The organism is Sphingopyxis sp., from assembly GCF_035998905.1.
In the GTDB taxonomy this organism is placed as follows: Bacteria; Pseudomonadota; Alphaproteobacteria; order Sphingomonadales; family Sphingomonadaceae; genus Sphingopyxis.
Genome location: NZ_DASYHG010000018.1, coordinates 41996 through 58824 on the forward strand (window position 1 = coordinate 41996; position 16829 = coordinate 58824).

Consider the following 16829-nt stretch of genomic DNA (forward strand, 5'->3'; position numbering starts at 1 on the left):
CGTCAGTTCACGGACAACCCTGCTATCGCGGCGCTGGGGGTCAGGCCAAAGAAGTGGCGAAAGGCGCGTGAAAGATGCGCCGTATCGGCAAAGCCCGCATCCATCGCCGCGGTCCGCACCAGCGCGCCCTCGGCCAGCTGCTGCGTCGCATATTGCAGCGCGGACCAGAGCTTGAACGCGCGAAAGCCCTGCCCTGTCGCGGCCTTGAAAAGGCGCAGTGCCTGTGTTCGCTCCATGCCGAGGCGCCGCGCCAGCTCGCTCTGCGGCATCCGCCACATCGGGTCGGCATGGATCGCGGCCACCGCCGCCGCGACCGCGGGCGGGATCGCCCCCGCCGAAGGGGCCAGCCGGTCGCGCAGTGCGGCAACCGCCGAAGCATCGCCCTGCATCGCATCGTGCGCCGCATAGGCGAGCTTGCCCGATAGAGCCTGCCCCAGCGGCGCGTCGAAGGGAAAGGCAAGGCCGTTGAGATAGAGGACGTCGGCGCCGCGCTCGGCAAAGTCGACCGCATGGATGATCCCGGGCCGGACAAGCACGACATCGCCCTCGACGCGCTGCCCGTCGCGTTCGAGCCGCAGCGGCCCGGTGCGCCCGACCAGCACCGCCGCCACGGGATTGGCGTGCGCCGCGAGCCGGCGGGTCCCGACCGGGAAACAGGAATTGAGGAAGGGCAAAACCGGGTCGGGCATGGCCGCGACTATCCTCCCGGCGCGCGCGGCACGCAAGCTAACGCTATCGCGCGATTCCGGCCCGGGCAAAGGCGGCGGTCATCTGCTGTGCGTCGGGATAGACATGCTTGGCCGTGACCAGCCCGTCGGCATCGACCGTGACGACGTCGACCATCTCGACATGCGCGACGAAGCGGCTGTCGTCGGGAAGCGCGAGCGACAGGACCATCCTCCAGTCGAAGACCCAATAATTGTGACCATAGAGCCGCCGGCCCATCGTCTGCGAAAAATCATAGGTGTCGAACAGCGTGCGGCAATGCGCGCGGAGTGCGGCGCGACCGACGATCGGCTCCGACCCGTCGTGAAGCTGGAAGATCGTATCCGCCGAGTGAAGCGACGCGATCAGCTCGGCGTCCTTCGTTTCCCATCCGACATGGTAGCGGTCGAACAGCGCTTCGGTCGGCAGGGTTTTTTCAAGCTGTGCGGTGGACATCGACTTTCTCCCTTGTTGTGCGACGAACCTACGCGCCGCACGCCCGCACGCGTTGAACAAACGTGCATTGCGTCCGGGCGCGATATCGGGTGTGAGAAGCCCGACAGAATCGGAGCGAACGCATGACCCCCACCGCCACCATCCTCCTCCTCGGTTCGGGCGAGCTCGGACGCGAGTTCGTGATTTCGGCCAAGCGGCTCGGTTGCCGCGTCGTCGCGTGCGACAGCTATGAAGGCGCGCCCGCGATGCAGGTCGCCGACGAATATGAGGTTTTTTCGATGCTCGACGGCGATGCATTGCGCGCGGCGATCGCGAAGCACCGCCCCGATCATATCGTCCCCGAGGTCGAGGCGATCCGCACCGAAATCCTGGCCGAGGTCGAAGCCGAAGGTTTCCACGTCGTCCCCTCGGCGCGCGCCGCGCAGCTGACGATGAACCGCGACGCGATCCGCGACCTCGCGGCGAGCGAACTCGGCCTCCAAACCTCGACCTTCGAATATGCGACGAGCCGCGAGGGATTGGCGGCGGCCGCCGAACGCATCGGCTTCCCGCTCGTCGTGAAGCCCGTCATGTCCTCGTCGGGCAAGGGCCAGAGCACGGTCCGGGACGCCGCCGGCATCGACGCGGCGTGGGATTATGCCGCAGCAGGGATGCGCGGCGACCGGCTGCGCGTCATCGCCGAGGCCTTTATCGACTTCGATTACGAGATCACCTTGCTCACCGTCCGCCACAAGGATGGTGTCGCCTTCTGCCCGCCGATCGGACACCGGCAGGAACGCGGCGACTATCGCGAAAGCTGGCAGCCCGCGGCGATGTCCGATGCGGCGCTCGCCGCCGCGCAGGCGATGGCGACGAAGGTCGTCGATGCGCTCGGCGGTCACGGCATCTTCGGGGTCGAATATTTCGTGAAGGGCGACGAGGTGATCTTTTCCGAACTCTCGCCCCGCCCGCACGACACCGGCATGGTGACCTTGATCTCGCAGCCGCTCTCCGAATTCGACCTTCACGCGCGCGCGATCCTCGGCCTCCCGATCCCGGCGATTGCGGTGCCCGACGCGAGCGCGAGCGCGGTGCTCCTTGCCGACCGCGACGCATCGGACTTTGCGATCACCGGGCTTGCCGGCGCGCTCACGGCGCCGAATGCCGAAACGTCGGTCGATGCGCGCATTTTCGGCAAGCCGGTCACGCGGCCGTATCGCCGCATGGGCGTCGCGCTGGCGAAGGTTGCGGGCGGCACCACCGACGAAGCCCGCGACGCCGCGGTAGCCGCGGCGGCGAAACTCGTGATCGACTATCGCTAGCCTGCAACCGCCCTGCTACACCCCGCGCCATGTCGGAAAAGAATCATCTCTATCTGGTCGATGGCTCCAGCTACATCTTCCGCGCCTATCACCGCCTGCCGCCGCTGACGAACCCCAAGGGGGTGCCCGTCGGCGCGGTCTATGGCTATACGACGATGCTGTGGAAGCTCGCGAAGGACCTGCACGACGCCGACGGGCCGACGCACCTCGCGGTAATCCTCGATCATTCGAGCCAGTCGTTCCGCAACGAGATTTACGACCAGTATAAGGCGAACCGGCCCGAACCGCCCGAGGATCTGCGCCCGCAATTCCCGTTGATCCGCGACGCGACGCGCGCCTTCTCGCTGCCGTGCATCGAGATGGAGGGTTTCGAGGCCGACGACTTGATCGCCTCCTACGCCGAGGCCGCAGTGCGCGAAGGCTGGGACGTCACGATCGTGTCGTCGGACAAGGATTTGATGCAGCTGATCCGCGAGCCGACCGATGGCTCGCCGCATGTCGACATGCTCGACACGATGAAGAATGTCCGGCTCGGGCTCGACGCGGTGAACGAGAAGTTCGGCGTCACGCCCGATCTGGTGGGTGACGTGCTCGCGCTGATGGGCGATGCCGTCGACAATGTGCCGGGCGTGCGCGGGGTCGGGCCCAAGACCGCGACCAAGCTGATCCAGGAATATGGCAACCTCACCGCCGCGCTCGACGGCGCGGAGACGATGAAGGCGTCGAAGCTGCGCGAAAACCTGATCGAGCACCGCGGACTTGCCGAATTGTCGCGCATCCTCGTCGACCTGAAACGCGACGTCGCGCTGCCCGACGCACTCGACACTCTCAAGCTCGGCGCGATCCCGCCCGAACCCTTGAAGCTGTTCCTCGACGAACATGGCTTCCGCTCGCTCTCGGCCAAGCTCGACCTTGGCGGTACCCCCGGCGGTCCCCCGACCCTGCCCCGCGCGACGGCCGCTCCGGCGGCGGCGACGCCTGCCGGGCCGTCGACGCCGACGCTGCCCGCCATGCCGGCGATCGACCGCGCGCTTTACGAGACGGTGACGACAGTCGAGGCGCTCAACCGCTGGATCGACGCGGCAAAGGCTGCACATGTCGTCGCGATCGACACCGAAACCGCGACGCTCGACAGCGTCACCGGCACCCTCGTCGGCGTCAGCCTGTCGACGGGTCCCGGCAAGGCCTGCTACATCCCGCTCGGCCACGGCGGGACCGACATGTTCGCCGAAAAGCCCGAGCAGGTGCCGCTCGCCGAAGCGATTGGCCGCCTCCACGCGCTGTTCGCCGACGAAGCGGTGCTCAAGGTCGGACACAATCTGAAATATGACATCGGCGTGCTCGCCCAGCACGGCATCTCCGTCGCCCCCTATGACGATACGCTGGTGATGAGCTTCGCGCTCGACGCGGGCAAGCACCAGCACGGGCTCGACGAGCTGGCCAAGCTGCATCTCGACCATGTCTGCATCTCGTTCAAGGAAGTGTGCGGCACGGGCAAATCGCAGATCAGCTTCGCCGAGGTGCCGCTCGACCGCGCGACCCAATATGCCGCCGAGGATGCCGAGGTCGCGTGGCGGCTGTGGAAGCTCCTTAAGCTCCGCCTCCCGATCGAGGGCGGGACGCGCATCTATGAAATGGTCGATCGCCCGCTCGCCGCGGTGGTCGAGGGGATGGAACGCGCCGGCATCATGGTCGACCGCGAATATCTCGCGCGCCTGTCGGGCGAGTTCGCGAACGAGATGCTGCGCATCGAGGGCGAGATCCACGAGCTTGCCGGGCAGCCCTTCGCGATCGGCAGCCCGAAACAGCTCGGCGAAATATTGTTCGACAAGCTCGGCCTGAAGGGCGGCCGCAAGGGCAAGTCGGGCGATTGGTCAACCGACCAGAACGAGCTCGAACGGCTCGAACGCGACGGTGTGCCCATCGCGCGCAAGATCCTCGAATGGCGCCAGCTTGCCAAGCTGAAGTCGACCTACACCGACGCGCTGCAGCAGCAGATCAACGCGACGACCGGGCGCGTGCACACGAGCTACAGCCTCGTCGGCGCGCAGACAGGGCGGCTGTCGTCGACCGACCCCAATTTGCAGAACATCCCGATCCGCACCGAAACCGGCCGCCAGATCCGCGATGCCTTCATCGCGGCGCCCGGCCATGTGCTGATCGCCGCCGACTATAGCCAGATCGAGCTGCGGCTCGCGGCGCATATGGCCGACGTCCCCGAACTCAAGGAAGCCTTTGCGCAGGGGCAGGATATTCACGCCGCGACCGCGATCGAGTTGTTCGGCGAGGTCAACCGCGACACGCGCGGCAAGGCGAAGACGGTCAATTTCTCGATCCTCTACGGCATCTCACGCTGGGGCCTTGCGGGCCGGCTCGAAGTCACGCCCGACGAGGCACAGGCGCTGATCGCGCGCTACTTCGAACGCTTCCCGGGAATTTCGGACTATATCACCGACACGCTCGAAAGCGCGCGCGCGAAGGGTTACACCGAGACCTTGTTCGGCCGCAAAACCTGGTTCCCGCGCATCAAGGCGGCGAACCAGAACGAACGCGCGGGCAGCGAGCGCGCCGCGATCAACGCGCCGATCCAGGGTACCAGCGCCGACCTGATCAAGCGCGCGATGGCACGGATGCCGACGGCGCTGGCCGATGCGGGGCTTTCGGACGTCAAGATGCTCCTCCAGGTTCACGACGAACTCGTGTTCGAGGCGCCCGAGGACAAGGCCGAAGCCGCGGGCGCGGTGATCCGCGCGGTGATGTCGGGCGCCGCCGAACCCGCGCTGACGCTGTCGGTCCCGCTCGAAGTCGAGATCGGCATCGGCAAGAGCTGGGGCGAAGCGCATTGATGGCCGGACCAACTTTCCGTTGATTGCATAAAAGACATGTTGCACCCCGAAAGGCAGATGATGGCGAATCCGCCACGTCGCGGGGAATTTCGGGGGCAAGATGATCGTCGGCATCGACTTGGGTACGACCAATAGCGCAGCGGCAATCTTTGAAAATGGCGAAACGCGGCTGATCCCCAATGCGCTGGGCGATCTGTTGACGCCGTCGGCGGTCGCCATATTGCCCGACGGAACAACCCTGGTCGGCAAGCCGGCGCTCAATCACTGGGTGGTGAAACCCGCCGAAGCGATCACCAGCTTCAAGCGTTTCATCGGAACCAGCCGCGCCATCAAGATCGGCCGATATTCGTTCAAGGCCGAAGATCTGTCGGCGATCGTCCTGCGCAGCCTGAAAGAAGATATCGAGGCGGCGACGGGTCAGGAGGTGACCGAAGCGGTCATCACCGTCCCTGCCTATTTCAATGACAAGCAACGCAAGGCGACGCGGCGCGCCGGCGAACTCGCCGGGCTGAAGGTCGCGCGGCTGCTCAACGAACCCACCGCCGCCGCGCTCGCTTTCGGCATCGCCGACAAGGAGGATCGCGAACCCTTCCTCGTTTTCGACCTGGGCGGCGGCACCTTCGACGTCTCGATCGTCGAAATGTTCGATGCGATCGTCGAAGTGCGTGCTTCGTCGGGCGACAACCGGCTGGGCGGCGACGATTTCACCAATGCGATCGTCGCGCATTGGACGGCAAACCACACATTCCCTTCCGACGTCCGGCGCAACCTGCTCGACGCTCGTCTGTTCCAGGTTGCCGACATGGCGCGGCGGATGCTGACCGACCAGAATGAGGCACAGGTCACGCTCACCCTCTCCGACCAGCAGTTCGATCTGAAGATTACCGCCGACCAGTTCGAAACGCTGTCGGGATCGCTGCTCGCGCGCCTCCGCGATCCGATCTTGCGTTCGCTGCGCGACAGCAATTTGCGCATCGAGGCGCTGAGCGACATCGTGCTCGTCGGCGGCGCGACACGCATGCCGATCATCCGGAAAGCGATCACGAAGATGTTCGGCCGCTTTCCCAATCATGTCGTGCACCCCGACCATGCGGTCGCCATCGGCGCCGCGATCCAGGCCGGGCTGGTCGCGCGTAACGCCGCGCTCGACGAAGTGCGGCTCACCGATATCTGCCCCTTTACGCTGGGCGTCGAAGTCACCGAATATGACAGCCATGGCCGCCTTCGCGATGGCCTGTTTTCGCCGATCATCAGCCGCAACAGCCCGACCCCGATCAGCCGCACCAACAATTATGCGTCGATGTCGGACAATCAGTCGCACATCAAACTCAACATCTACCAGGGCGAATCGCGCGAGGTTGCGAACAACATCCTGCTCGGGACGATGGAATTCCCCATTCCAAAGAAGCCGGCAGGACAAGTCTCGATCGACTGCCGCTTTACCTACGACAGTTCGGGCCTGCTCGACGTCGACGTGACGATTCCCGAAACGGGCGAGACACGGTCGATGCTGATCGCCGACGACAGCGAGGCGCTGACGGCCGAGCAGCTCGAAGCGCGGCGCGACCAGCTCGCGGCGCTCAAGACGCACCCGCGCGACGTCGCCGAAAACCAGTATATCGCCGGCTGGGCGGCGCGGCTTTATGAAGAATTTATCGATGAGCGGCGCGAGCATATCGCGCGAATGCTGCTCCATTTCGAAGGCGTGCTCGAAACGCAGGATCCGCGCGCGATCGAGGAAGCCCGCGGGTCGATGGCAGTTGCGCTGCGGGAAATGGAGCAGGATCACCGGCTGTGACCAGCGTCCACTGGCCGTGGTCCGTCCTCGACATCGCGCCGACAGAGGACCGCAAGGCGATCCGCGAAGCCTATTCGCGGCTGCTCAAGGCGCTCGACCATGAGGCCGAGACCGAAGCCTATATGGAATTGCGCGATGCGCGCGACGCGGCGCTTTCGGGCCAGTTCCTCCATGCCCCGTCGGCCGACGACGACAACGAGGATGATTTCGGCCTCGGCGACTTGTTCGACGACGGCGCCGAACCCGAAGCACTGCAGCCGGCGATCAGCGAACCCGAAGAAAAACCTGTTTTCACGGTCACGTACAGCGAAGAGGACGACCGGCGTTTTCAGCGCGTCGTCGACCTGTTCCTGCAAGACGACGAATTGGCACCGGCCGATGCCGAGGAACTTGGGCGGCATGTCGATGCGCTGTTGGGCGACGAACGCATGGCCGATCTCGGCCATTATGCACGCGTCGAAGGCTGGCTCGCGCAATTGCTCGCCGACCGCTTTCCGCGCGGCGCCGACCTGTTCCCCAAGGTCGCCGAATATTTCCACTGGGCCGAGCGCGCGCACGAACTGGGCATCCATCCGGCGATTCCGTGGCTCTTCAACGCGCATGACGGCCGGTCGCTGGTCCACGAACTCGGCACGCCCGGCCACGCTTATCATCGCGAATGGCTGGAACTGACGAGCGGAAAGCCCAAGGGCCCGTTGTGGACGCGGGCTATCGACAAGCCGCGCATGACCAACCTGATCGCGACGGTGCGACGCGACTACCCCTGGCTGGAGCAGGAGCATTGGCAGCCCGAACTTGTCGCGCGCTGGGAAAAGAAAGTCGAACGGAGCGGCGGCGTCGGCGGGCCGAACCCGTGGGTATGGTTTGTCTTCGTCTGCATTTTCTTTGGGGCGCTGCCGCAATGTTCGGCGCTGGATACCAAGTCGCTCGAGAGGGATGCCAATCCCGTCATGGCCGCGGCGCTGGAGGCAGAAAATGCCGATCGGGCGGTCACCGCGTTTCTCGGCCGCAATTTTCCCGAGGCCGTTGCCAAGGGCCGCACGCTGGAATCGCTGAAAGCCAAAAGCCCGGCGATCTATGAAAAGCTCCGCGAGCGGGCGAAATATCTTCCCGACGATCAAAAGAATGCCGACAATGTCCTGATGACGGACCTGACCGACGCCTATTTCATGACGGTCGACAAATTGCCGTCCGATCGTCAGGTCGCCGATGCAATGCTCCGCGTCGCGGCGCTGAAAAAGCTGCGAAAGGATCCGCAAGGCTGCGTGCAATTCATCGTCCAGCCCGCGCAATATGCCCGCAGCGGCAATGCGCCGGTCATTCTGACCGAAGCCTATCGAAACCAGATCTATACGGTGCTGCATGACGACTATGGCACGGTCAAATGGGCGTTCGCGCCCAACGAATTCGTGTTGCCGGGCGAGCTTGTGGGGAAATTGATCGATCGTTCGGGCCTCAGCGAAAAGCGCGTTCGCGCCGCCATCAGCGCGCGCGATTCCAACGACCTCGATACGTGCATCGTCACCACGAGCTTGCTCGAACTGCTGACCGAAATCCCGCGCAAACAATCCGAAAAGATTCTGCCGGTCCTGCTATAGGCCATCGAATCGAGAGAAGCCGACGATGAGTCCCCCTGCCTTTTTCCTGCTCGCAGCCCTCGCCGCACAGCCGTCCGGCGCACCGGCGCCCGTCACGCACGGCACCGCGGTCGCGGCAACGCCGGCGATCCCCGACGAGGACGTCCGGCTGTTCGCGGCGATCGCCGGGCGAAAGGTGGCGGGGCGCCCCGTCAGCGGCCCGTATCCGACCGCCGACAAGATCCTGATCCTGTCGCGCGACGATCGCGGCAATCCCGAAATCGGCGCCAGCTTCGCGATATCCGCGCGCCAGTCGCTGCCGCCGCCACCGCAAGGTACGCTCGCGGTCGTGCGGCTGCACCAGCGGTCCGAAACCACCATCCCCGGCCCGACCCCCGACGACCTCGCCTTCGTCGCTGCGAACAAGCTGCCCTTGTTCGTGATCGGCGAATGGGCGCGCCCTGCGCCGATGTGGGAAGTCGCATGGGTCGACGACGCCGTGCGGTACCGCAACATCGGCGAGGTCGGCGAAATCGGTCCCTGGCAGGACTGATCGTCGCACGCATGCGGCGCGCGACCGCCCTGCCCTTTCGCAAACCGGACTTTGCCTCTATGACGCCGCGATGACATCCGGCCGGCACTTTTGTGACAGCCGGCAACAAAGGGTCCTCATGAGCAAGTTCGAACCCGTCGCGAAGGCGCCGGTCCGCATCCAGCAGAATATTCTCGCGCGCAGCGAACGCCGACTTCTCAACTGGTTATGCGCACGCCTTCCCGGCTGGGTGACACCCGACCAGCTCACCACATTGGGCTTTGCGGGCGCGGTGCTCGTCGCCGCGGGCTATGTTCTCAGCTGGTTCGACAGCGAATGGCTCGGCCTCTCGCTCGTCGGCTATATCGTCAACTGGTTCGGCGACTCGCTCGACGGCAGCCTTGCACGCTGGCGCGGCATCGAGCGGCCGAACTATGGTTATTTCGTCGATCATAGCGTCGACGCGCTGGCGACCTTGCTGATGATCAGCGCGATCGGGATGAGCCCCTATATGCGGCTCGACGTCGCGCTGATGGCGGTAATCGGCTATTTCCTGTTGTCGATCCACACCTTCATCGCCGCGAAAATCCTCGGCGAATTCCGCCTGTCCTATATGGCGGGCGGGCCGACCGAGCTGCGGCTGATGCTGATGGCGATGACGATCGCGATGCCGATCATCGGCGGCGGCGATATCGGCGGCACCAATTTCTCGGTCTTCGACCTGTTCGCGCTCGTCGTCTCGAGCATCCTCGTGACGCTGTTCATCGTCCAGACGTCGGCGACCGCGCGGATGCTGCGTCGCCGCGGCGGTTAGCCCCTAACTGCGAACCCGCGCCTGCGGATAGGTGCCGAGCAGGCGCAGCGACTTGGTCTGGAAATCGAGTTCCTCGAGCGCGCGGTCGATCCGCTCGTCGCCCGGTGCGCCGACGATGTCGCAATAGAATTGCGTCGCGGCGAAGCTGTCGCCGGCCTGATAGCTTTCGAGCTTCGTCATGTTGACCCCATTGGTCGCGAAGCCGCCGAGCGCCTTGTAGAGCGCGGCGGGGATATTCTTCACCTCGAACATGAAGGTCGTCATCAGCGGCCCTTCGACGCCCGCAAAATCGGTCAGCGGCTGGCGCGCGAGCACGACGAAGCGCGTCGTATTATGGTCGGCGTCCTCCATCCCGGTACCGTGAAGCGTCAGGCCATAGAGTTCGGCCGCATGCGGCGGCGCCAGCGCGGCCAGCCCGACCTCGTCGCTGTCGGCAACCCACGCCGCGGCGCCCGCGGTGTCGCTGTGCGCGACGGGGGCGATTCCGTTTGTCCGCAGCCAGTGACGGCACTGGCCCAGCGCCTGCTCGTGGCTCATCGCGCGCGTCACGGGGCCGAGGTCGCGGCTCATCAGGCCATAGCGGATCGGCAGGAAATGCTCACCGACGATCGACAGGCCCGATTCGGGCAGCAGGAAATGGATGTCGGCGACGCGGCCGTGCAGGCTATTTTCGATGGGGATGATCGCGCGGTCGACGCGGCCGTCGCGCACGGCATCGATGGCATCCTGAAACGCATAGCAAGGCAGCGGCAGCGAATTCGGATCATATTCGCGCGCGGCAAGATCGCTGTTCGCGCCCGGCGCGCCCTGGAAAGCCAGCCCGCGCGCGGGCTCGGCGAGCGCCGCCGTCCGCATTCCATCGACCAGATGCTGTGCCGAAGCCGAATAACTGCCCATGATTGCCTTCCCAAGCTTGAGCCGCGGCGCATAGCCGTCTGCCCGCGCCCGCGCAACCGGCGCCCTTACCGTGTCGTCGCGCGATTTCATCCCCTTGCGCCGCCGTCGCCGCACCAGTAAGGGAGCGTCCAAATCAAATATGCGCCCGGCAAGCGGGCGTCAGCTAACGGGGCTGCTACGCATGGACAATCGCAACAATACTATTGCCGGATGGGTACTGTTCGCCGGCATTTGCGCGCTGGGCCTGACTGTCGGGTCGAGCATGTTGTTCGCCAGCCACAACCCCGAAAAGCCCGGTTATCCGATCGAAGACGCCGACGGCGGCGCCGGTGGCGGCGAATCGGCCGTACCGCTTCCCAACCTGCTCGCTGCCGCCGATCCGGCGAAGGGCGAAGCCGTGTTCGCAAAATGCGCGGCGTGCCACACGATCGCATCGGGCGGCGCCAACGGCATCGGCCCGAATCTGTGGGGCGCGCTTGGCAAGGCGCACGGCCACGTCCCGGGCTTCGCCTATTCGGCGGCGCTGAAGGGCGTCCCCGGCAACTGGGACTTCGCGGGCATGGACGAATGGCTGAAAAGCCCGCGTAAATATGCCCCGGGCACCAAGATGTCGTTCGCCGGCCTCAGCAGCGCCGAAGATCGCGCAAACCTGATCGTCTATCTGAACAGCCAGGGTTCGAACCTGCCGCTGCCCGCCGCCGAAGCGGCCGCTGCACCCGCCGACGGCGCCGCGCCTGCGGAAGCCGCCGCTGCGGCCCCCGCAGCCGAAGGCGCCGCCGCCCCGGCGGCCGACGCTGCGGCAGCGCCCGCCCCCGCCGAAGCCAAGAAATAATGCGCATCGCGCCCGTCCTGCTGGCGGGCGCGCTGACGCTCGCCGGCTGCGGCAAGAGCGAGCCACCCGCCGAGGCGCCTGCGACAGGCGAACCCGGCATCGAGGCACCGGCACCCACGGTCGCACCGACCGCGGCGATGGGCGAGCAAATCTTCCGGCGCTGCGTCGCCTGTCACACGGTCGACAAGGGCGGTTCCAATGGAATCGGTCCCAACCTGCACGGCGTCGTCGGTGCCGCCGTCGCGTCGAAGCCCGATTTTTCCTATTCGGGTGCGATGAAGGCGAAAGGCGGCGTCTGGGACGAAGCCGCGCTCGACGCCTATCTCAAGGCCCCGATGAAGGCGGTTCCGGGTACGCGCATGGCCTTTGCCGGGGTGATCGACGACGCCGACCGCAAGGCGCTGATCCTGTTCCTGGAAGAACAGTCGAAAAAATAATATCGTCGCCCCCGCCTTCGCGAGGGCGACGCGATCAGCCATGATGTTCGATATTCGCGTAGAAATCGGTGATGATCTTCCACGCCTCGTCGGCGGTCTCGACGAATTTGAACAGATCGAGGTCGCGCGCACTCACCACGCCCTCTTCGACCAGCGCCTCGAAATTGACGACGCGGTGCCAGAATTCCTTGCCGAACAGCACGATCGGGATCGGCTTGATCTTGCCCGTCTGGATCAGCGTGAGCAGTTCGAACATCTCGTCGAACGTCCCGAACCCGCCGGGGAAGACCGCAACCGCGCGCGCGCGGAGCAGGAAGTGCATCTTGCGGAGCGCGAAATAATGGAACTGGAAGCTGAGCGACGGGGTGACGAAGCGGTTCGGTGCCTGCTCGTGCGGCAACACGATGTTGAGCCCGACCGATTCGCGGCCTTCATCATCGGCGCCGCGGTTCGCGGCTTCCATGATCGACGGGCCGCCGCCCGAACAGACGACGAAATGACGACAGCCCTTGTCGTCGCACGGATATTGGCTCGCCAGCCGCGCGAGCGCGCGCGCCTCGTCATAATATTTCGCCTTGGCCTTCAGGCGGCGCGCGATGTTGCGCTGCACATCGTCGGTCGCCGCGGCTTCCAGCGCGTCGGCCTGCGACGGTTCGGGGATGCGCGCCGAGCCATAGATGACCAGCATCGATTCGATGCCGGCCTCGTCGAGCAATAATTCGGGTTTCAGCAGTTCGAGCTGGAAGCGGACGGGACGCAAATCCTCGCGCAGCAGGAAATCCTTGTCCTGGAACGCCAGCTTGTAGGCGGGATGTGCCGTCTGCGGGGTGGTTGTCGCCTGTTTGGCGAACTCTGCGTCGTCCTTGGCTTTGTGGAAACGCGAACGATGGGGTTGTTTGTCTTCTGCCATTAGCGGACGGCTAGCCGCTTCGCGTGACTTTGCCAAGACGAATGGGGGTCAGCGGCAGTAGCCGTTGCCGCTCATGTCGAAATGGAAATGATTATAATGCGCGGCGTTGTAATCGGGGCCAAGGACCGTACCGAAGCGGCGGCAGCCCGATTTGTGCAGCGCGCGAAGGAAATCCTGTGACGGCTTGTCACCCGTCCACCCGCCGTCGAGCATGATGCGGCGCCCGTCGGCAAGCACGAAACCCGACACGTCAACCGCGTTCGAATAGGCGTGCTGCGACAGCCGCCCCGAACGGCCGCCATAGATGTTGCGGCAGCTATAGGTGCCGAAGGTCTCGATCTTCACGACCTCGGTGCCGAAAAATTTCCGCGCCGCGGGCTTCACCGCATATTGCGCCCACGCCGCGAAATTCTTTGCGAGCGGGCAGGTCATCGCGCCCAGCCCCGATACCGGGGTACCGATGTCGAGCAGCTTCACCGAATCGATCGAGGTGCAGCCGCCGCCATGATCCTCGTTGGCGAGCGGCGTGAAACGCACCCCGGCCTGTTTGAGGTCGAACGCGCATTGCTGTGCTTCGGCGCTGACAAAGGATGGGGTGCCGACGGCCTGCGGACGGTTCGGCTTGCTCGCTTCCGGACGCTTCCCGCCGCTGTTCTTCATCGCCTCCGGCGCGCCGAAACAGGCGGAAAGTGCCAGCGCCGCCGTGGCGGCGATCAGGATCCGGGGCTTCAAGAAGTTCGGGATCGGCATGGCCGTCAAATTACCGACGAAATGGTTAACAAGCTGTATACCTTTTCCTCCACTCGTCGAAAATTTCGCGCGGCCCGTGCAATTTGTTTGACAGTTGCGTCCCCGCCCCTAAACGCGGCGCCGGGCCACGCGGTCCCAACGCCGCGCGAGCTCTCTGCAAGGAGAGACTAAATGAGTGAAGTGACGACGCCACAGGTGCGCCCGACGCGCCCCTATTTTTCCTCCGGACCCTGTGCGAAGCCGCCGGGCTGGGATGCCTCCAAAATCGCAACCGAATCGCTGGGCCGCTCGCACCGCGCCAAGATCGGCAAGACGCGCCTCCAATATTGCATCGACCTGATGCGCGAGATGCTGCAGCTGCCCGACACGCACTGCATCGGCATCGTTCCGGGATCGGACACCGGCGCCTTCGAAATGGCGATGTGGACGATGCTCGGCGCCCGCCCCGTGACGACGCTCGCCTGGGAGAGCTTCGGCGAGGGCTGGGTCACCGATGCCGCGAAGCAGCTCAAGCTCGACCCGACCGTCATCCGCGCCGACTACGGCCAGCTTCCCGACCTCGGTCAAGTCGACTGGTCGAATGACGTCCTCTTCACCTGGAACGGCACCACCAGCGGCGTGCGCGTTCCGAACGGCGACTGGATCGCCGCCGACCGCGAGGGCCTCTCCTTCGCCGACGCGACCAGCGCAGTGTTCGCTTACGACCTGCCGTGGGACAAGATCGACGTCGCGACCTTCAGCTGGCAGAAAGTGCTCGGCGGCGAAGGCGGCCACGGCGTGCTGATCCTCGGCCCGCGCGCGGTCGAACGGCTCGAAAGCCACACCCCCGCCTGGCCGCTGCCGAAGGTGTTCCGCCTCGTCTCGAAGGGCGCGCTTGCCGAGGGCGTGTTCAAGGGCGAGACGATCAATACGCCGTCGATGCTCGCGGTCGAGGATGCGATCTTCGCGCTCGAATGGGCGAAGTCCTTGGGCGGCCTCGACGGCCTGAAGGCGCGCAGCGACGCAAACGCCGCGGCGCTCGACAAGATTGTTGCCGAGCGCGAGTGGCTGAGCCACCTCGCCGCCGATCCCGCCAGCCGCTCGAAGACCTCGGTCTGCCTGTCGGTCGCCGGCGCCGATGCGGATTTCATCAAGAAATTCGCGGGGCTGCTCGAGAAGGAAGGCGCCGCGTTCGACATCGCGGGCTATCGCGACGCACCCCCGGGCCTGCGTATCTGGTGCGGCGCGACCGTCGACACCGCCGATATCGAAGCGCTCGGCCCCTGGCTCGACTGGGCCTACGCCTCGCTCAACGCCTGATTGTGAGCCCCGGCGCAAGCCGGGGCCCATTTCCCCATTCCGCCAAAGGTCCCGGCTTTCGCCGGGATACGGAGATATAAAATGACCGCACCCAAAGTCCTCATCAGCGACAAGATGGACCCGAAAGCCGCCGCGATCTTCAAGGAACGCGGCATCGACGTCGATGTCATCACCGGCAAGACGAAGGAAGAGCTGATCGCGATGATCGGCGACTATGACGGCCTCGCGATCCGTTCGGCGACGAAAGTCACCGCCGACGTCCTCGCCGCCGCGACGAACCTGAAGGTCGTCGGCCGCGCCGGCATCGGCGTCGACAATGTCGACATTCCCGAAGCGTCGAAGAAGGGCGTGATCGTGATGAACACGCCCTTCGGCAACAGCATCACCACCGCCGAACATGCGATCGCGATGATGTTCGCCCTTGCCCGCCAGATTCCCGAAGCCAATGCCGGAACGCAGGCGGGCAAATGGCCGAAGAACGACTTCATGGGCGTCGAGCTGACGTCGAAGACGCTCGGCCTGATCGGCTGCGGCAACATCGGCAGCATCGTCGCCGAACGCGCACTGGGCCTGCGCATGAAGGTCGTCGCCTTCGACCCCTTCCTGACGCCCGAGCGCGCGATCGAACTCGGCGTCGAAAAGGCCGATCTCGACACCTTGCTCGCCAAGGCCGATTTCATCACGCTGCACACGCCGCTGACCGACCAGACGCGCAACATCCTGTCGAAGGAGAATCTGGCGAAGACCAAGAAGGGCGTGCGGATCATCAACTGCGCGCGCGGCGGCCTGATCGACGAAGCGGCGCTGAAGGATGCGCTCGACAGCGGCCATGTCGCGGGCGCCGCGCTCGACGTGTTCCAGACCGAGCCGCCCGCCGCCGACCATCCGCTGTTCGGCGCACCGAACTTCATCTGCACCCCGCACCTCGGCGCATCGACCGATGAAGCGCAGGTCAATGTCGCGATCCAGGTCGCCGAGCAGCTGTCGGACTATCTGCTCACCGGCGGCATCACCAACGCGCTCAACGTCCCCAGCCTCTCGGCCGAGGAAGCGCCGAAGCTGCGTCCCTATATGAGCCTTGCCGAAAAGCTCGGCAGCCTCGTCGGCCAGCTCGCGCACGACAATCTCACGACCATCTCGGTCGAGGTCGAGGGCGCCGCCGCCGAGCTCAACCTCAAGCCGATCACCGCCGCGGTGCTCACTGGCCTGATGCGTCGCTATTCGGACAGCGTGAACATGGTCAACGCCCCGCACCTCGCGCGCGAACGCGGGCTCGATGTCCGCGAAGTGCGCCACGACCGCGACGGCGACTATCACACGCTCGTCCGCGTCACCGTCGCGACCGAACAGGGCGACCGCTCGGTCGCGGGCACGTTGTTCAGCAACGGCGACCCGCGCCTCGTCGAGATGTTCGGGATCAAGGTCGAGGCCGACCTCGACGGCCACATGCTCTATATCGTCAACGAGGACGCCCCGGGCTTCATCGGCCGTATCGGTACCGCACTCGGCGAAGCCGGGCTGAACATCGGCACCTTCCACCTCGGCCGCCGCGCTGCGGGCGGGGAAGCGGTGCTACTGCTCAGCCTCGACTCGCCGATGCCCGAACCTTTGCTGTGGCAGCTCTGCCAGCTTCCCGGCGTGAAGACGGTGAAGGGCCTCAAGTTCTGACACGTTA

At 65.3% G+C, this 16829-nt stretch carries 15 protein-coding genes; 10 read left to right on the plus strand and 5 right to left on the minus strand.

What is annotated here, in order from left to right; translation table 11 throughout:
* Nucleotides 1–2: 2 nt before the first annotated feature.
* Nucleotides 3–689, minus strand: a complete 687-nt coding sequence (locus VGN62_RS09000) for an AraC family transcriptional regulator (protein WP_327452917.1) — start codon at nt 687–689, stop codon at nt 3–5.
* Between the two features lie 43 nt (nt 690–732).
* Nucleotides 733–1161: a nuclear transport factor 2 family protein gene (locus VGN62_RS09005; RefSeq protein ID WP_327452919.1), complete on the minus strand. Its 429-nt coding sequence runs from the start codon at nt 1159–1161 to the stop codon at nt 733–735.
* A gap of 122 nt (nt 1162–1283) precedes the next feature.
* Between VGN62_RS09005 and purT the strand changes: the two genes are divergently transcribed.
* The 6 genes from purT (at nt 1284) to VGN62_RS09035 (ending at nt 10029) form a co-directional block, all read left to right on the plus strand.
* Nucleotides 1284–2462: a formate-dependent phosphoribosylglycinamide formyltransferase gene (gene purT, locus VGN62_RS09010; RefSeq protein WP_327452921.1), complete on the plus strand. Its 1179-nt coding sequence runs from the start codon at nt 1284–1286 to the stop codon at nt 2460–2462.
* 29 nt (nt 2463–2491) lie between these two features.
* Nucleotides 2492–5308, plus strand: coding sequence for a DNA polymerase I (gene polA / locus VGN62_RS09015; protein WP_327452923.1), 2817 nt, complete (start codon nt 2492–2494; stop codon nt 5306–5308).
* A 100-nt stretch (nt 5309–5408) separates the two neighbouring features.
* A complete protein-coding gene (locus VGN62_RS09020) occupies nt 5409–7106 on the plus strand; it encodes an Hsp70 family protein (RefSeq protein WP_327452925.1) in 1698 nt (565 codons plus the stop codon).
* Complete coding sequence (locus VGN62_RS09025; RefSeq protein ID WP_327452927.1) at nt 7103–8704, plus strand: hypothetical protein; 1602 nt, start codon at nt 7103–7105, stop codon at nt 8702–8704. The genes VGN62_RS09020 and VGN62_RS09025 overlap by 4 nt, the downstream gene beginning before the upstream one ends.
* 25 nt (nt 8705–8729) lie before the next feature.
* Nucleotides 8730–9236 carry a hypothetical protein gene (locus VGN62_RS09030; RefSeq protein WP_327452929.1) on the plus strand — a complete coding sequence of 169 codons (507 nt, stop codon included), beginning with the start codon at nt 8730–8732 and terminating at the stop codon, nt 9234–9236.
* A 118-nt stretch (nt 9237–9354) separates the two neighbouring features.
* Nucleotides 9355–10029, plus strand: coding sequence for a CDP-alcohol phosphatidyltransferase family protein (locus VGN62_RS09035; RefSeq protein ID WP_327452931.1), 675 nt, complete (start codon nt 9355–9357; stop codon nt 10027–10029).
* Between the two features lie 3 nt (nt 10030–10032).
* Here VGN62_RS09035 and VGN62_RS09040 read toward each other — a convergent pair whose 3' ends face one another.
* Complete coding sequence (locus VGN62_RS09040) at nt 10033–10926, minus strand: prephenate dehydratase (RefSeq protein ID WP_327452933.1); 894 nt, start codon at nt 10924–10926, stop codon at nt 10033–10035.
* 181 nt (nt 10927–11107) lie between these two features.
* On the opposite strand from VGN62_RS09040, the gene VGN62_RS09045 reads away from it, so the two are divergent.
* Both VGN62_RS09045 and VGN62_RS09050 read left to right on the plus strand, forming a co-directional pair.
* Nucleotides 11108–11758, plus strand: coding sequence for a cytochrome c family protein (locus tag VGN62_RS09045; protein ID WP_327452935.1), 651 nt, complete (start codon nt 11108–11110; stop codon nt 11756–11758).
* Nucleotides 11758–12195, plus strand: a complete 438-nt coding sequence (locus VGN62_RS09050; protein ID WP_327452937.1) for a cytochrome c family protein — start codon at nt 11758–11760, stop codon at nt 12193–12195. Before VGN62_RS09045 ends, VGN62_RS09050 begins: the two co-directional genes overlap by 1 nt.
* Nucleotides 12196–12229: 34 nt before the next feature.
* Here VGN62_RS09050 and VGN62_RS09055 read toward each other — a convergent pair whose 3' ends face one another.
* The gene (locus VGN62_RS09055; RefSeq protein ID WP_327452939.1) at nt 12230–13105 is read right to left on the minus strand and encodes an LOG family protein; all 876 of its coding nucleotides are present in this window, start codon (nt 13103–13105) and stop codon (nt 12230–12232) included.
* Nucleotides 13106–13153: 48 nt separating this feature from the next.
* Complete coding sequence (locus VGN62_RS09060; protein ID WP_327452941.1) at nt 13154–13855, minus strand: extensin family protein; 702 nt, start codon at nt 13853–13855, stop codon at nt 13154–13156.
* 171 nt (nt 13856–14026) lie between these two features.
* Here VGN62_RS09060 and VGN62_RS09065 point away from each other — a divergent pair, with 171 nt between their 5' ends.
* Nucleotides 14027–15154 (plus strand): phosphoserine transaminase, encoded by a 1128-nt coding sequence (locus tag VGN62_RS09065; protein WP_327452943.1) that lies wholly within the window; start codon nt 14027–14029, stop codon nt 15152–15154.
* 81 nt (nt 15155–15235) lie between these two features.
* Nucleotides 15236–16822: a phosphoglycerate dehydrogenase gene (gene serA, locus VGN62_RS09070; RefSeq protein WP_327452945.1), complete on the plus strand. Its 1587-nt coding sequence runs from the start codon at nt 15236–15238 to the stop codon at nt 16820–16822.
* Nucleotides 16823–16829 lie beyond the last annotated feature (7 nt).

Excerpts from the sequence above, each read along its gene's own strand:
- VGN62_RS09065 (WP_327452943.1), top strand. The coding sequence starts at position 14,027 with ATGAGTGAAGTGACGACGCCACAGGTGCGCCCGACGCGCCCCTATTTT.
- VGN62_RS09020 (WP_327452925.1), top strand. The coding sequence starts at position 5,409 with ATGATCGTCGGCATCGACTTGGGTACGACCAATAGCGCAGCGGCAATC.
- polA (WP_327452923.1), top strand. The coding sequence starts at position 2,492 with ATGTCGGAAAAGAATCATCTCTATCTGGTCGATGGCTCCAGCTACATC.
- VGN62_RS09000 (WP_327452917.1), bottom strand. The coding sequence starts at position 689 with ATGCCCGACCCGGTTTTGCCCTTCCTCAATTCCTGTTTCCCGGTCGGG.
- VGN62_RS09055 (WP_327452939.1), bottom strand. The coding sequence starts at position 13,105 with ATGGCAGAAGACAAACAACCCCATCGTTCGCGTTTCCACAAAGCCAAG.
- VGN62_RS09035 (WP_327452931.1), top strand. The coding sequence starts at position 9,355 with ATGAGCAAGTTCGAACCCGTCGCGAAGGCGCCGGTCCGCATCCAGCAG.
- purT (WP_327452921.1), top strand. The coding sequence starts at position 1,284 with ATGACCCCCACCGCCACCATCCTCCTCCTCGGTTCGGGCGAGCTCGGA.
- VGN62_RS09060 (WP_327452941.1), bottom strand. The coding sequence starts at position 13,855 with ATGCCGATCCCGAACTTCTTGAAGCCCCGGATCCTGATCGCCGCCACG.
- serA (WP_327452945.1), top strand. The coding sequence starts at position 15,236 with ATGACCGCACCCAAAGTCCTCATCAGCGACAAGATGGACCCGAAAGCC.
- VGN62_RS09030 (WP_327452929.1), top strand. The coding sequence starts at position 8,730 with ATGAGTCCCCCTGCCTTTTTCCTGCTCGCAGCCCTCGCCGCACAGCCG.
- VGN62_RS09040 (WP_327452933.1), bottom strand. The coding sequence starts at position 10,926 with ATGGGCAGTTATTCGGCTTCGGCACAGCATCTGGTCGATGGAATGCGG.
- VGN62_RS09005 (WP_327452919.1), bottom strand. The coding sequence starts at position 1,161 with ATGTCCACCGCACAGCTTGAAAAAACCCTGCCGACCGAAGCGCTGTTC.
- VGN62_RS09045 (WP_327452935.1), top strand. The coding sequence starts at position 11,108 with ATGGACAATCGCAACAATACTATTGCCGGATGGGTACTGTTCGCCGGC.
- VGN62_RS09050 (WP_327452937.1), top strand. The coding sequence starts at position 11,758 with ATGCGCATCGCGCCCGTCCTGCTGGCGGGCGCGCTGACGCTCGCCGGC.